Genomic DNA, 14,793 nt, shown 5'->3' on the forward strand with positions numbered 1-14,793 from the left:
GTTTTTTGCCGCTAATTTAAGTTTGCTCGTTTGGGCATTTCTCATAACTTAAACTTTTTTCCTGTTATTCCTACAATACACGTTTCTCTTGGCTCTTGTTTTACAAAATCTTTAATAAAGGTTACAAAAAGGTTAATAAACCCAAGTTTGCTTTTGCCAACCTAATGCTCTAAACTTAAGCTTAGAAAAACTTGTTAGTTGTTCCGCACTGACGAAGTTATGCTTTCTGATATACTGAGATAGGACGGTGGTTTTCTAAATGTCACGTGTTGCAGGAATGAGAGAGCCGTTAAATACCTGGACCCACTTTGTGCCGTTTCTGGCAGCCATCGGAGGGTTGGTTTTTATTATCGTCAACACCCGAGAAAATCCCGCGAAGCTGATCACGATGGTTATTTATGCCGCTAGTTTGATTCTGCTGTTCGGAGCCAGCTCCATTTATCACTGGTTAAAAGTGAGCCCGCGCAAGCAGTTGGTTTTACGCAAGATGGATCACATGGCCATCTACTTACTGATTGCCGGTTCCTATACCCCTGTGCTTTTCTACGGACTGCACGGAGCCTGGCGCTGGGCCATGCTGGGTTCGGTCTGGAGCCTGGCCCTCGGCGGCATCCTGCTGAAGCTCTGGTTTATCAACGCCCCGCGCACCCTTTCTACCGCTTTATATGTGCTCTTAGGCTGGATCGCGGTGGTCCCTTTCATCCAATTAGTAAAAAGCTTGCCGCGGGGAGCGATTGTCCTGATGATCGCAGGCGGAATTTCCTACACCGTGGGGGCGCTGATTTATGCACGCAAGCGCTTAAGTTTCCTGCCCAAGCGGGTGGGCTTTCACGAAACCTTTCATGTTTTTGTGGCTTTAGGCGGGGTACTGCATTTCATTATGATGGTCGTCTATATTTTGCCGATGTAATTCAATTTACATTACTCCAGCTAGAGGGAATATACATGAAAAAGGCAAGTATAAAAGATGTTCTGGATCCTAAATATCTTGAAGAAATATTAGGGAGCTTTTCCAAGGCAACCGGTCTGCATATCGAAGCGGTCAACCATAAAGGGGAAACTCTTTCGATCCTGGGGAAGCGGGAAAGATGCGATTTCTGCCGGCTTATTCGCAGTCACCCGGCAAGCGAGAGAAAATGCATTGATTCCTACAAACGTGCGTCTGCAGAGGCGGCCAAGTGGGATGAACCCTATTTCTTCCGCTGTCACGCGGGATTGGTTATTTGGGCTGTACCCATAGTGGTGCAAGGTGTTTCTCTCGGGAGCATTATTTGCGGGCAAGTCTTGATGTGGGAGCCTGATCAATTCTTTTTACAAGAGTTGAAAAGCAGTAATCCGGACTTTGATTTTAATGAGCTGAATGAAAAAGTGCAAAGCCTGGAAGTGATTTCACCGGAACAGTCACAAGCAGCAGCGGATTTGCTCTTCGTGGTTGTTAACCATTTAGTAAAGAGAAATATTCAGGCTTTAGAGGAGAAAAACGCTTACCGGCTGCAGCAAGAACAAATTCACCATGATTTAGAAGACAGGAAAAAGAACCCGGGCACAACCGGCTATGAAGCCTATTTGAAAAATGAACGGCGGTTTTTAAGATATATTCGTCTCGGGGATAAAACCCGGGCTGTGAATGATCTCCAAAGCTTGTTGACCGACCTCTATACCAAAGCCGCGGGTGACAAGGACACCATACGAGTTCGCGTCCTCGAACTGGCGTCTCTCACATCGCGCGCGGCTGTGGAGGGAGGGGCTGATGCTGAACAGGCTATGGCTATGTTAAAAGAATTTAATGCTGAAATCGAGCCCATTGACCGCATCGAACAATTTTTTTATAAAATCCGGGGTATTGTGGAAACATTTTTGCAAGGAATTTTTGCGCTCACCGATAAAAAACACCTCAGTCTCGTTAAATCAGCCCGCAACTATATTATGGAGAACTACCATAAACCTCTGACTGTACAAGATGCCGCCGATCACCTTTTTATTAGCCCCTCCCATTTGTCCCGCCTCTTTCGGCAGGAGCTGGACTGCACCTTTAATGATTATCTGACCCGGGTCAGAGTGGAAAAAGCGGTCGAGCTCATGAAAAAGCCTGAATTAAGTGTGGAACAGGTAGCTAAAGCTGTCGGTTACAAAAACCAAAGTTATTTCGCTAAAATCTTTCGCCGCTATATCGGGGTAACCCCTTTGACTTATAAAAACAGCTTGTTTTGATTGAGGTGAGCCCATGATTTATGATGACATTATCTATTCGATTGCCGAAGGGGAAGCCGAAGAAACCCTGGAGTTGACCAAACGCGCTCTGGCCCAGGGGTATCCTGCAGATTCCATCTTAGAAAAAGGATTGATTGCCGGGATGAACAGTGTGGCTGACAAGTTCCGGGAGCAGCGCGTGATTATCCCGGAAGTCCTGATGGCCACCAGGGCTATGCATGCCGGGTTATCTGTCTTAGAACCCCATCTAACCACTGCGCCCAAAAGGGGATTCGGCAAAGTGGTAGTGGGTACCGTGGCCGGGGATTTACACGACATCGGCATCACCCTCGTTAAAACAATGGCCATGTCCATTGGTATCAAAGTAATCGACTTAGGAGTAGATGTGACACCGAAAAAATTTGCCAACGCTGTCCGCAAAGAAAAACCTGATTTTCTGATGATTTCGGCCCTCTTAACTACTACCATGTCCGTAATGAAAGATGTTATCGAAGAACTGGAGGCCCAGGGGCTCCGCAAAAACGTGATCGTAATGGTGGGCGGAGCCCCTGTCACTGAAGCCTTCGCCTCAGAAATCGGTGCTGATTATTATTTTGAGAATTCCACTGAAGTCCGTCAGTTCCTGGAGGAAAACTTGGGCAAAATCTTAGCCAGTAAGAAAAAAAGCGACAAAGTGTAACGGTGAATCCCATTAACACTTCCTCGGCTTAGCTCGGCTTAGCTCGGCTTAGCTCGGCTTAGCTGGCCCGCTCAATATACATGCTCTTCATAAAGAAGCTGGTAAAGGTTTTATTGCCCCCGAGTTCGATATGCTTAATTTCTTTGGCCAGCAATCCAGCTTGTTTATATTCTTCGTGATTCAGAAGCGCCCGCACTGCTCCTACATGAGCGGAGTTGCCCACAGCCCGGATTCTCTCGGGCGCAATATCCGGCACCAGACCTATTTCCAAGATACTCCGGGCATTCAAATAGCTGGCAAACGTACCGGCCAGCACCACTGAATCAAGATCCTGAAGGGTAAGTCCCGCCTGACTTAGGAGAGTTTTGATCCCGGCACAAACCGCTCCTTTAGCCAGTTGCAGCTCCCCAATATCTTTCTGGTTCAGAACCACATCCACTCCGTCCGCTCCGCCGAAAGCCAAGACAAATTCCCGCCCGTCTTTGCCCCCGGGACGGATCCGTTCCCGCAAAGGCGCATTCAAAGCAGTGTTTTTAGCAGGGTCAACAATCGTTCCCTGCTTATTGATGATCCCGGCCAGCTTCATCTGTTCAATCGCCTCGACCAGACCGGACCCGCAGATACCCACTGCCGCCTGCTCACCGATGACCTCAATTTCTACCCCCTGATCCGTAATAGCGACACCTTCAATGGCACCCGGCTTAGCCCTCATTCCTTGGGTAATGCCCGCCCCTTCAAAAGCCGGACCTGCGGCAGTGGAGCAAGCATACATGGCCTCAGACGTTTTTAAGAACAGTTCACAGTTGGTGCCCAGATCGATTAACAGATGAGTACCCTCTGCCAAAACCTCCGGAGCCCCGACCACAGCTCCGACTGTGTCCCCGCCGACAAAACTCGCGATGTTGGGAAAAAGCAGGATTTTGCCCCTGGGATTGATTTTGATGCCCAGCTCGGCGGCAGCAAAACTCAAAGGACTGTTAGACGCTGAAACAAAGGGAGATACTGCTAAACAAGAAACATCCAAGCCAAGAAAGAGATGGTTCATGGTGGTATTGGCGACCACTGTCATGGTATAGATAGAATCAGCAGTGATCCCTTCTGCCTCTGTCAATTTACCCACGAGAGCATTTACGGTCTCCCTCACCCTGTCTCTAAGCTGCCGGCGTTGCTCAGGACTCTCATTGGCATAAGAGATACGGGAAATCACATCCGCACCGTAGGCTGTTTGACCGTTTTCACTGGAGACGGTCTTTAAGACTGTTCCCCGCTTCAAATCGACCAGAGCTGCTGCGACGCTGGTTGTTCCGATATCCAGGGCTACGCCGAAAATACTTTGCGTTGTATCTCCGGCTTCCACGTCTAAGACCTCGTTTTCCCATAAGGTCACAGTAGCTTTAAAATTTTTTGTCCGCAAAACCTGGGGGAGTTTTTCCAAGAGGGACAGGTCAGCATGGATACTTGCGTGCGGACGCTTCCCGGCTATTTCGTCGACCACGCGGTCCCAATCACCACGCTCGTCTGCCAAAGAAGGGGCCGAAATTCGAAGCAAAATCTTTTCCAAACCAGGGTTTAGCTCTGTTTGCATCATATTACGGAGAACGGCTTCCTTACGATCGTAAGTCACACCTGATTCCAGCTCAATTTCCATACCTTCCTGTGGTTTTACAGCGCAAGCCAGCCGGATGCCCTCATCAATTTCCTGCCCGCTCAAGTGTTTCAATTCGGCCTGAGTCGGAGCCGAAACCCCTGACGTAATACGGACTTTGCACTTGCCGCACGTCCCCTTTCCATTGCATACATTGGGCACGGGCAGTTGATACCGAACCAGTGCGGCCAGCAAAGATTCCTCCGGCAGAAGTTCTATCATTCTCCCCGGTTTAATCTTAATTTTCATAACGCTCACTCCTCAGCATTTCTAATGTTACAGGTTTACCGGGCTCTACATACACGGTCTCTGCAGCTTTCTTACCCCGGACCACGGCATTCAGAAGATTGAGATCCCCTTCGATCTCCCCGACTTTCCACCCAAAAAAGTCGGCTATTTCTTTTACTTGCTGCCGGTAACCCTCAAGATCTCTCATCCCGGGAGTTTTAATGAGCACGGCTTTCTGATAGCGCCCGTACAACGCCTCAATCAACTTCTTGGCCTTTTTCTCTCCGAATTGCTCCACATATTCCAGGTACTCCGCATACGGAGTCCGGCCATAATCCAGCCACCCCTGGCTGAAATAATATGTGAGCGAGTTTTCTCTAAACATCTCCATATGCCTGGCATTGGAACCCAACATCAGGCCGATACAGTCATGGGTGGCAGGAAAAAGCAGGGGAACCCTTGGTGACACCAGGCCCACTACCGAGTTTGAGCAACGACCGTAGGTGAGAATGATAAGATCATAATCCTGGCTCTGATCTATTAATTCCTGGAGCTTCCGGTGAAGCTTATCCGGCCTGGCGTGAAAACTATAGTCGAGAAACTCACTATCCATCTCTTGGTCAATTCCCAGCCAGCGCACCTCATTCATCGTCGACTGGCAACCAATCAGTTTGAGCTTCATGCAATCATCTCCTCCAAGCCATCTGTAAGGTTATCCGAAAAATGCCTTTACCCTGAGCAATGCCCCTTACCCCTCGACTTGTTCTTTTGTCAGCTTCTCGGGGAAGAACTCCCCTCTGCTCTTATACTCAACAGCGGCCTGCTCCGGAGAATTAGGAGCAATCTCAACCATCGCGCATTCCCTATTTAAAATGGCCGCAATGAATCTCAGATCCCCTTTTTCCTCCCGGTAGGCCTTGCCAAACCTGGAACATGATTCATGAACATGAAGGCGATAGTTATCCAAATCATAACACCCGTTATCGATTAAGACAAAATCCGTATAGTTTTTGTACATAAGCTGGGCGACTTTCCAGCCTTTCTTCTCTCCATAGGCTTCAATATATTTGCGGCTGGAGTTTAAGGGATCCTCCCCGGCATCAATCCAGTTCTTGTTCAGATAAAAAGAACCGGGCTTTTCTGCCTGCAGGCTGTTAAACTTCGCCAGCGAACCCAAAATAACCGGAATACAGTCGGCCACATCCGGATATATCAGTTTAAGTGTTTGCGAGTATACTCCTGTCAAAGCTCCGCCGCAGTTGCCCAAGAAGAGCAAGACCGTGTCGCCGGGGTTTAATCTGCTTTCTGCTTCTTTGACCTTCTCAAGAATTATCCTGTGCAGTTGATCCGGGACATTATGCAATGCTTGCTCAATCCACAGGATAGGAACCTTGATTTCATGAGCAAAGGCCGCAAGCTCTCCGCGATAAGCTTCACACGCAATAATCATCTTTATTGACTGATCCATTTAAGTCCGTTCCCCCCTCTCGCCTAATTGAAGCTGCAATAATTAAAGCTGTTACCCGATTGAAAAAAAACCCAGGCATCCGTTATCCTGGGTGTTGAGTTTGGTTTATTTTGTTTATCTGGCGCCGCTGTCCGCGCGCAGGGCTTTGTAGATGCTGAAGCACATCGCGATCATGATCAGCATGAACGGGAAGGCCGCCGCAATCGAAGCAGTCTGCAAGGCGGTCAACGCGGCTTTGCCGCCGACCAGAATCAGGATGATGGTAATTGCACCCTGCACAATCCCCCAGAAGCTGCGCAGCTTCTTGCTCGGGTTCATATCACCGTTCGAAGTCAGCATCGCCAGGACGTAGGTGGCGGAATCAGCCGCTGCCACGAAGGAAGCAACGATCAGCACAATGGCCAGGGGAGCAGTTATCACATATAGCGGCATCTGTTGCAAAAGCGCAAACAGGGCGGTGGTATAATCCGCTTTAACTGCTGCCTGAATGGCTCCATTGGCCACACTGTCCAGATTGAAGGCCGCGCCGCCGTAAATCGAGAGCCAGATGAATGAAAAACCGACCGGGAGCAAGGTAACAGCCAGAATGAATTCACGGATAGTGCGGCCTTTGGAAACACGGGCTACGAATTGCCCAACGAACGGAGCCCAGGCAATCCACCAGGCCCAATAGAAGATGGTCCAGCCGTTCAGCCAGGAAATATTGCCCATCCATAAGCTCTGACCGATAAAGTTTTGCAAATAGGCACCGATGGAATCCGTAAAGGTATTGAGAATAAACACCATGCCCCCGAACAGGAAGATGAACACCATAAAGGCAATCGAAAGCCAGACCTTGATATTGGCTGCAGCCTGCATGGCCTTATGCAAACCGGATATTGTTGTTAGGGTAAAAAGGACAGTCATAACCGCTATGATAATCGAAATAGTCCCGGGAGTCGCCTTAATTCCCCAAATATACTGAATACCGGTGGCAATCTGACTTGAACCAAGCCCAAGACTGGTAGCCACACCGAACACCGTGGCAAACACCGACAGAATGTCAATGGCTTTGCCAATCGGACCGTAAATCCGATCGCCAAGCAGCGGATGAAAGGCGGAACTGATCAAAAACGGCAGACCTTTTCGAAATTGGAAGTAAGCCAGAGCTAAGCCCCCGATGGCGAAAATAACCCAAGCATGAATGCCCCAGTGAAAGAACACAATCCGCATCGCCGTATGCATGGCTTCAACCGTATTGCTTGTGCCAAAAGGCGGGGACGCATAATGCATCATCGGTTCGGCCACCGACCAGAACACAAGGCCGATTCCCATGCCGCCGCCGAACAACATGGCGAACCATTGGAAATTGCTAAATTCCGGCTTATCATCGTCTTGTCCGAGCTTGATTTTTCCATAGCGGCTAAATGCAATGCCAAAGGCAAAGACTATGAATCCAGAAACAGATAACAAATATAACCATCCGAAATCAGTTGTCAGAAAGGCAAATACGGCATTGACAACTTTGCCCATCTCACTCGGGAGAAACATGCCAAACAAGACAAATAACAACACGATGACAGCGGAAACATACAAAACAGTCCGATTTTTTGTACTAGTGCCGTTCGTCATAAACAGCATTCCCCTTTCGTAAGCCCTAAGCTTAATTGATAGGTGGGAAGCGTGACTCCCGCCGAAAGCTCACGCTTTCCCGGGGGAATCACGACGTGACCCTTTAAAGACTTAAACGAACTACTTGGCAAGCACGCGGCCGGCAAGCTGGACTGCATCATCAGCAGTTTCGGCCCAGCCGTCAGCACCGATTTCATCGGCCCAGGCTTGGCTCGTAGGGCCGCCTCCGACGAATACTTTGAATTTATCCCTTAAACCGTTTTCTTTCAGGTACTCGATAATTTGTTTCTGCCCGACCATGGTCGTTGTTAACAGGGCACTAGCCCCGATGATGTCTGCGCCCACTTCCTGAGCTTTGGCGATAAATGCTTCCGGTTTAATGTCGGTGCCTAAATCAAATACTTTATATCCGGCTGCAGTGAACATGGCTCCGGTGATATTTTTGCCGATGTCGTGAATATCTCCGGCAACGGTGCCCAACACGATTTTGCCTTTAGCTTCCCCTTCGCTGATTCCGAGTTTGGCGATTTCCGGTTCCAGGAGAGCCAAACCGGCTTTCATCGCTTCGGCAGACATCATTACATCCGGCAGGAAAACTTCGCCGGCCTTCCACGCTTCACCTACGATTTCGATTCCTTTAATAAGGCCTTGCTGAACTGCGTCAACCGGATTTATCCCCTCGTCCAGAACCTTCTGGGACAATTCTGCGGTAATATCTTCGTCGCCGTCGATAACTGCCTGCTTTAATTCTTCAAAGATTGCGCTCATTTCTTTTAACCTCCGTTTAATAATCCTTCTAATATTTTTGTTTTTCTCAGGTATCCGTTCCCTCAGGTACTTTTGCTTACTGACCGTGTCCAAGCTGAGCTTACATTAATTCTTGCGTCCGTTTCGCTATAAATTCCTGCAATTTCTGATCCAGCGCCGCATCGACAGCGGGGGGCACATAGTTCGCCAAAATTTCTTGCCATTTCCTGCGCGCTCTTTGATTGGTATCCAATTTTTCTTTAGCCCAAGTATCATAGGCGTTGCGGTCACTCAATTCTGCGATGCGGAATTCCCGGCGGTGGTTTTTCCGGGTGTGTTTTTGCGTCAGGAAATGCCCCCCCGGTCCGACTTTGGCAATCACATCATAGGCCAGACCGTCTTCATCAAAGTGATAACCTTTCAGATAGTGCAGGAGCATACCGGCCATTTCGTCGTCCATGATGAACTTCTCATAAGACATGGCCATGAAATATTGTAGAATGCCGGCCGTGTGCAGGACGAAATTGATCCCGGTGACACTGGCAGCCATCAACGTCATCATGGATTCGTACCCTGCCTGGGCATCAACAATCTTAGAATCGTTCAAACCGCCGCCGGACCGGCTGGGCACTCCATAGAACCTGGCCAGCTGGGCACTGGCAGAGATAAACAAAGCGCACTCAGGGCTGCCGATAGACAGGCTGCCGCTGTGCATGTCACTCAAGGCCGAGGTAGAACCGTATACCACCGGGGTACCGGGGTTGATGCTCTCAGCCAAGGAGATGCCGGCCAAGACTTCAGCATTTTGGAGAGCTAAAGTTCCGGCCATCGCCGCAGGACCCGTGGAACCCGCCATTACCAGAGAAGCGATTACCACAGCTTGTCCTGCTTCCGCATAGGCCATCAAGGCTCCCAGCATCCGCTCGTCATATTTTAACGGAGTTAGGGAGTTAATCAGAGAAATAAGCACCGGCTTTTCCTTAATTACGTCCTTGCCCCCAAAGAGAATGGAAGCAATCTCAATCGAATCCTCGGCCCGTTCCCGGCCTTCCGCGCTCCCCATGAAACACTTGTCAGAACTTTTAATTGAGGTGTAGAGCATTTTTAAGTGCCGAATTTCATCCGCAATATCCTGGGGTTCAGCCATCGTCCCCCCGGTCATATGCAGGTTTTTGCTGGCTCCGGCCAGTTTCGCGAAATTTTCATAGTCCTGCAGGGTTGTTTTGCGGCGGGTGCCGTCTGCTTCATGAATGAAGGGGGCTCCATACCCGGGCATATAGATAATATTGTCTCCGCCGCAAACCAAATTGTGCTCCGGATTACGGGCATGCAGGGTGAATTGGGAGGGCGCCAGTTTTACCTTGGCTTCTATAAAGTCTTTGGTAAAATACACCCGGCGGCCTTCAACCTTGAGCCCTTCTTTCTTAAAGACCTCGACTGCAGGCTCATACTCAAACTCCATGCCGACTTCTGAGAGGATTTTAATGGATTCATCGTGAATCATTTGTACTTGTTCCTCAGTGAGGATGTTGTACTTTGGCAGCATCTAAAACACTCCTTTGTATAGATTAGATCCAACCGTTCTCTATCTCTCTAAAATAGTTTTAGGAGCGGATGTTCAGTTGTACCCAGTTTTACTCCGGTCAGTTTATTGTTATAAGCTATCATGGCGTCGGTGGCAGCCATAGCCCGGTAAACCCAAGGTGCGTTCATCATCGGTCCATACAGAATGAAATCTGCGCCCTGGGTAACCGGATAGGTGAAGACAGATGCTCCCGCTACCTCAAAGAACGGAGTTCCTTTCGAACGCATTTTCTTCCAAAGGTAAACTGCATTGGACGGGGCACATCCTCCGGGATAACCGAACTCTTCTTTCACCGTATTGATGGCCTCAGTAGTCCAGCTGGCACTGGGAACATCGAGGACACCGGGGTCGATCAGATACTGTTCAATCCCTGCCCTTTTGGCGGCATCAATCAGGCCTTCTTTGTCTGCGTCACCCGTAAGGAGTTTAACCCGTCCCTTGGGTTTGAGGGCTTTCTTGCTAAAGGCCAGGATAACCGCCGTTTTGATCCCGCTTTCCTTAATTGCTGCCAGCTCTTCTTCGGTAAAATGCTCATCAATGGAATTATAGATTAAGCGTTTCGTAACTTCCGGGTCTTTGCCCAACTGTCTGAGCGCCCCCACACGTACCTCGGGGCTAATGCTGTCCAAAAGGAAGGGGGCTTTGGTATTCTTTAAGATGAATTCGACGTAACGCGTCAACGCTTCCACCGACTCGCCCAACACGTCAATAATAAAAGGATTTCCTGTTTCCGCGCTCAGCTCAGCTTCTTGATCCAGCAGTGCTTTGGCAGCGTCCTCATCAAACATACCCTTCATGTCATCTTTGACAATTTTATGCCCTCTGTAAAAAATACTGCCGATGAGAACAGTGGGGTACTCTCCCGGCTGCCCCCCAATCTTAACGCCGTTGATATCATATACTTGTTGTTCGGCTGTGAATTTAAACATTAATAGTCCTCCATTCCTTTCCTACTACAATGCTGCAATTACCTAAATGACTTACCCCTCCTCGGGCTGCATCACCTCCTTAAAAGCCTTTAGCTACCTTTCTTTTATAGCCCTGTCCCTGGTCAGCTCACGCACAAGCGAAAAAGCCATGACACCCATAATCAGCATAAAAGGGAAAGCAGCGATAATCGAGGCTGCCTGCAGGGCTGCCAATCCTCCGGTAAGCAGGAGCACGATGGCAATCCCGCCTTGAATTGCGCCCCATAAAACCTTGGTTGAACTTCTGGGTTCCAAGCCTCCGCCGGAGAGCAGCATGCTGACCACAAAGGTCGCCGAGTCTGCCGACGTAATAAAGAAAACAGCAATTAACATTAAAGCCAATCCTGACAAAAGTCCGGCCAACGGATATTGGTGAAAAACAACAAACAATCCGGACGCTATATTCTTAATTACGGTCGGAGCGATATTCTCTCCCATTTTGGTCTGAAGATAGAGAGCAGCCCCGCCGAACGTCCCCATCCAGAGGAAACTTAAGACCGTGGGCGCGACCAGAACCCCTATGATAAACTGTCTGATCGTACGGCCCTTGGAGATCCTGGCAATAAAACCGCCTACAAAGGGTGCCCAGGCAATCCACCAGGCCCAGTAAAAAACTGTCCAAGACGTAACCCAGCTCGCCTGTTGGGTCGGTTCTGTTGCCAGACTCATACTCAGGAAATTCTGCAGATAGCTGCCAACCGTGGTGATAATCAGATTGACGGCAAAAAGCCCAGGGCCAACTACCAGCATGAAAATCAGAAGTGCAAAGGCCAGTATCAGATTCAAATTGCTTAGAATCTTAATGCCTCTTCCAATCCCCGAAATCGCCGACAAAGTGAACAAGGCCGTAATCACTGCTACGATGAGAACACTAATCGTGTTTGTTTCCGGAACCCCGAAAAGATAATTCAGACCGCTGTTAATCTGTAATGTTCCCATTCCGAGAGAAGTGGCTACCCCAAATATGGTGGCAAAAACAGCCAACCCGTCAACCGCTTTGCCCATCCAGCCATCCGTGCGCTTACCCAGTAAAGGTCTGACAACAGAACTGATCAATAACGGAGCTTGTTTCTTAAAGCTGAAATAAGCCAAGGCCAGTCCGGTCAGTCCGTAAACCGCCCATGGGTGAATACCCCAGTGAAAGAAGGTGTAACGCATGGAATCCCAGAAAGCCTGCTCAGAAAAAGGGTCTCCCGCAGGTGGACTTGCCAGATGGGACAGAGGCTCTCCCACACTCCAGAAAACCAGACCGATCCCCATTCCAGCACTGAACAACATGGCAAACCAGGAAACAGTGCTATATTCGGGCTGATCGTCAGGGGCGCCAAGTTTAATATTTCCATACTTACTGAAGGCCAGCCATAGAGTGAAAATTACAAAACCCAGCACCATCCACAAATAGAGCCACCCAAACTTTATTGAGATGAAATTAAGCACACTCTGCATTAACAGATTCATCTGTTTGGGAAATAAGGAACCGCCGAGAACAAATGTTAGTGCTAATGCTGCTGTCAAGATTTTTAAGCCCTTATCCCTCTCTTTTACTTTCCCATCATTTTCCATCACCTTTCGCAGCCTTTGCCTAAATAAAGTCTGCCTTACCCCCCTAAGCTCTATGCATATCTCTGTTTAACCGGTTAAACATTCTCTATATGCATCATAGCATTAATCTAAACCTTTTTTACTACTACATTTCTGCCCGTTTTAACGCATTCCTATCATAAACGAAAATTCGTATAATTTAGTTAAGTGATAAAAATCACATATTGAAAGAGCATCTACTTGGGTAGATGCTCTCTTCATGCTAGAATTAAATGGAATTGTTCCGATGGCCGTAGAACCACTTTGAAAACAGTATGGCTGAAAATGATTAAAGCGATCTTAGCATCAGCTGCCACTCATGACTATCAACTCTCCAAACGGTAAATGGTGCGGATTGCAATGTCAATTTCTCTTTCAATGGCCTGGGCCACTATGTCCGTATGCGGATTATATTCTTGGGCTAAATCGGCATCTGCGTAGCCATCAATGGCCAATATAGCGCCTGCCCTGATCCCTCTTAGGGATGCGATGACATAGAGGGCTGATATTTCCATCTCAACTGCAATCACGCCTGCTTTTTGGTATTTTTTGTGCGGGAATTCTTCGACTCCGGCAAAGAATGCATCCAGGGACAGCGTAATCCCTTTCTTCACCTTGTCATCTATTTCCAGTGCCGTCTGATATAACGTTTCACTTACTTTACAGTCGGCAGCCGCCGGGAAGCCAAGGGGTACCAGCTGGCGGGTGAGACCTTCTTCACGAACAGAAGCCGTACTTACCACTAAGCTTCCGGGTTTTACATCTTCCAGGTAAGATCCTGCCGTGCCTACCCGAATGATCGTCTTAACACCGGCTTTGATAAGTTCTTCAAAACAAACCGCCGCTCCCGGAGAGCCCACTCCATGGCTTACCACTGCCATTAATACTCCGTTATATTCACCGGCAAAGGTTCGATACTCTCTGGCAAATCCCAGTTCTTTGCTGTGATCTAATTTTCCGGCAATATACTGGGCTCTTTTCGGATCTCCACACACGATCGCATATTCGGGAAGGTCTTCTGAGTTGATCTGCAAGATGGGCAATAACAAACTTGATCAAACTCCTTTCTACCAGAATAGCCCTATATACTTCATCTACAAAAATCCCGCTTGTTTAACCCAAATTATATCTCGCAAACATTCACACTGGCAATGTTATTTCCTGTCTTTTGACAAATACCATGAAAAAGTGCTTAATTTGATTGAACTTTTGAAGCAGCTAATGACTCTTAGCTATAGAAGGGGGTCAAGAAATGGGCGAAGCTTCCCTGGTTGAGCAGGCAAAAAGCGGCAATAAAGACGCTCTCTTAGAGTTAATCATGAACCAAAAGGATGAGTATTACAGGCTGGCCTATGTATATCTGGGTAATCCGGATGATGCACTGGACATCTTGCAGGATACAATCGTCACTCTCTATCAAAATATTCGGAAGCTAAGAAAAAACGAAGTCTTTCATTCCTGGGCCAAGACTATCCTGGTAAATCTATGCAAGAACCAACTAAAGAGAAAGAAAAGAATCATTTCTTTAGAAGCCGTCTCGAACGTTAACCTTTACTCGAACATCAACCTTTCCAAGCACAGCTCTGCTCGCTCCAATCTTAGCAGCCATCTAGATTTAAAGATAGAACCCGCTTCAAAAACTCCGGCATCGATCTGCGGCTTGACATCAAAAAAAGAGCAAATGATCGATAAAGAAATACCAATTTCCGCTCATTCTAAGAAGGTGGAAATTGGTACAGGAGATGTTTATTTTAGTATTGAGAATGTGAGCCTAAAAGACGGAAAAACCTATCTCGAAATAAAGCGCAAAAACAATGTTGAGACAGTCTTTGGCTTATTTGCAGCAGACAAAAGTAATGATTGGTTTCTCGAACTTTAACCTGATATTATCAATTGTGTATGTAGAAGCAAAGAGAGCACTTATCCGTATAGACAAATGCTCTCTTTACGCTTACCTGGCAACGACCTACTTTCCCAGGACCCTTCGGTCCAAGTATCATCGGCCCTGGAGGTCTTAACTTCCGTGTTCGGGATGGGAACGGGTGGAACCCCTCCGGCATTGTCACCAGA

At 48.1% G+C, this 14,793-nt stretch carries 13 protein-coding genes and 1 rRNA gene; 4 read left to right on the plus strand and 10 right to left on the minus strand.

The features are described from left to right. Window positions 1-259 precede the first annotated feature (259 nt). From trhA to J0X21_RS12445, 3 genes are read left to right on the plus strand one after another with little or no spacing between them, the layout of a single operon-like run. A complete protein-coding gene (gene trhA, locus J0X21_RS12435; protein WP_206812531.1) occupies window positions 260-910 on the plus strand; it encodes a PAQR family membrane homeostasis protein TrhA in 651 nt (216 codons plus the stop codon). A gap of 35 nt (window positions 911-945) precedes the next feature. Continuing rightward, window positions 946-2,211, plus strand: a complete 1,266-nt coding sequence (locus tag J0X21_RS12440) for a PocR ligand-binding domain-containing protein (RefSeq protein WP_206812532.1) — start codon at window positions 946-948, stop codon at window positions 2,209-2,211. A gap of 13 nt (window positions 2,212-2,224) precedes the next feature. After that, the gene (locus J0X21_RS12445) at window positions 2,225-2,890 is read left to right on the plus strand and encodes a corrinoid protein (protein ID WP_206812533.1); all 666 of its coding nucleotides are present in this window, start codon (window positions 2,225-2,227) and stop codon (window positions 2,888-2,890) included. Window positions 2,891-2,948: 58 nt separating this feature from the next. On the opposite strand, the gene J0X21_RS12450 is transcribed toward J0X21_RS12445, so the two are convergent. From J0X21_RS12450 to J0X21_RS12490, 9 genes are all read right to left on the minus strand, one after another. Then, the gene (locus J0X21_RS12450; RefSeq protein WP_206812534.1) at window positions 2,949-4,784 is read right to left on the minus strand and encodes an ASKHA domain-containing protein; all 1,836 of its coding nucleotides are present in this window, start codon (window positions 4,782-4,784) and stop codon (window positions 2,949-2,951) included. Then, window positions 4,774-5,445 (minus strand): DUF1638 domain-containing protein, encoded by a 672-nt coding sequence (locus tag J0X21_RS12455; protein WP_206812535.1) that lies wholly within the window; start codon window positions 5,443-5,445, stop codon window positions 4,774-4,776. The genes J0X21_RS12450 and J0X21_RS12455 overlap by 11 nt, the downstream gene beginning before the upstream one ends. Before the next feature lie 66 nt (window positions 5,446-5,511). Beyond that, window positions 5,512-6,231 carry a DUF1638 domain-containing protein gene (locus J0X21_RS12460; RefSeq protein ID WP_206812536.1) on the minus strand — a complete coding sequence of 240 codons (720 nt, stop codon included), beginning with the start codon at window positions 6,229-6,231 and terminating at the stop codon, window positions 5,512-5,514. A 114-nt stretch (window positions 6,232-6,345) separates the two neighbouring features. Continuing rightward, on the minus strand, window positions 6,346-7,842 hold the full coding sequence (locus J0X21_RS12465) for a glycine betaine uptake BCCT transporter (protein ID WP_206812537.1): 1,497 nt from the start codon (window positions 7,840-7,842) through the stop codon (window positions 6,346-6,348). A gap of 120 nt (window positions 7,843-7,962) precedes the next feature. Continuing rightward, entirely contained in the window at window positions 7,963-8,610 is a 648-nt protein-coding gene (gene mtgC / locus J0X21_RS12470) for a glycine betaine-specific corrinoid protein MtgC (protein ID WP_206812538.1), read from the minus strand. 100 nt (window positions 8,611-8,710) lie between these two features. Next, window positions 8,711-10,135 (minus strand): trimethylamine methyltransferase family protein, encoded by a 1,425-nt coding sequence (gene mtgB, locus J0X21_RS12475; RefSeq protein WP_206812539.1) that lies wholly within the window; start codon window positions 10,133-10,135, stop codon window positions 8,711-8,713. Between the two features lie 47 nt (window positions 10,136-10,182). Beyond that, complete coding sequence (mtgA, locus tag J0X21_RS12480) at window positions 10,183-11,103, minus strand: [methyl-Co(III) glycine betaine-specific corrinoid protein]--tetrahydrofolate methyltransferase MtgA (protein WP_206812540.1); 921 nt, start codon at window positions 11,101-11,103, stop codon at window positions 10,183-10,185. A 93-nt stretch (window positions 11,104-11,196) separates the two neighbouring features. Further along, the gene (locus J0X21_RS12485; RefSeq protein WP_206812545.1) at window positions 11,197-12,705 is read right to left on the minus strand and encodes a glycine betaine uptake BCCT transporter; all 1,509 of its coding nucleotides are present in this window, start codon (window positions 12,703-12,705) and stop codon (window positions 11,197-11,199) included. A 344-nt stretch (window positions 12,706-13,049) separates the two neighbouring features. Beyond that, a complete protein-coding gene (locus J0X21_RS12490) occupies window positions 13,050-13,772 on the minus strand; it encodes a nucleoside phosphorylase (RefSeq protein ID WP_206812541.1) in 723 nt (240 codons plus the stop codon). A gap of 203 nt (window positions 13,773-13,975) precedes the next feature. On the opposite strand from J0X21_RS12490, the gene J0X21_RS12495 reads away from it, so the two are divergent. After that, on the plus strand, window positions 13,976-14,602 hold the full coding sequence (locus J0X21_RS12495) for an RNA polymerase sigma factor (RefSeq protein ID WP_206812542.1): 627 nt from the start codon (window positions 13,976-13,978) through the stop codon (window positions 14,600-14,602). A gap of 74 nt (window positions 14,603-14,676) precedes the next feature. On the opposite strand, the gene rrf is transcribed toward J0X21_RS12495, so the two are convergent. Then, window positions 14,677-14,793, minus strand: a 5S ribosomal RNA gene (gene rrf / locus J0X21_RS12500).

The organism is Paradesulfitobacterium ferrireducens, assembly GCF_017310645.1.
Lineage (GTDB): Bacteria > Bacillota > Desulfitobacteriia > Desulfitobacteriales > Desulfitobacteriaceae > Paradesulfitobacterium > Paradesulfitobacterium ferrireducens.

Bases quoted from the DNA above. Each gene is read 5' to 3' on its own strand.
- J0X21_RS12465 (WP_206812537.1), bottom strand. From the start codon at position 7,842: ATGACGAACGGCACTAGTACAAAAAATCGGACTGTTTTGTATGTTTCC.
- J0X21_RS12460 (WP_206812536.1), bottom strand. From the start codon at position 6,231: ATGGATCAGTCAATAAAGATGATTATTGCGTGTGAAGCTTATCGCGGA.
- J0X21_RS12445 (WP_206812533.1), top strand. From the start codon at position 2,225: ATGATTTATGATGACATTATCTATTCGATTGCCGAAGGGGAAGCCGAA.
- trhA (WP_206812531.1), top strand. From the start codon at position 260: ATGTCACGTGTTGCAGGAATGAGAGAGCCGTTAAATACCTGGACCCAC.
- mtgB (WP_206812539.1), bottom strand. From the start codon at position 10,135: ATGCTGCCAAAGTACAACATCCTCACTGAGGAACAAGTACAAATGATT.
- J0X21_RS12440 (WP_206812532.1), top strand. From the start codon at position 946: ATGAAAAAGGCAAGTATAAAAGATGTTCTGGATCCTAAATATCTTGAA.
- J0X21_RS12495 (WP_206812542.1), top strand. From the start codon at position 13,976: ATGGGCGAAGCTTCCCTGGTTGAGCAGGCAAAAAGCGGCAATAAAGAC.
- mtgC (WP_206812538.1), bottom strand. From the start codon at position 8,610: ATGAGCGCAATCTTTGAAGAATTAAAGCAGGCAGTTATCGACGGCGAC.
- J0X21_RS12455 (WP_206812535.1), bottom strand. From the start codon at position 5,445: ATGAAGCTCAAACTGATTGGTTGCCAGTCGACGATGAATGAGGTGCGC.
- J0X21_RS12485 (WP_206812545.1), bottom strand. From the start codon at position 12,705: ATGGAAAATGATGGGAAAGTAAAAGAGAGGGATAAGGGCTTAAAAATC.
- mtgA (WP_206812540.1), bottom strand. From the start codon at position 11,103: ATGTTTAAATTCACAGCCGAACAACAAGTATATGATATCAACGGCGTT.
- J0X21_RS12450 (WP_206812534.1), bottom strand. From the start codon at position 4,784: ATGAAAATTAAGATTAAACCGGGGAGAATGATAGAACTTCTGCCGGAG.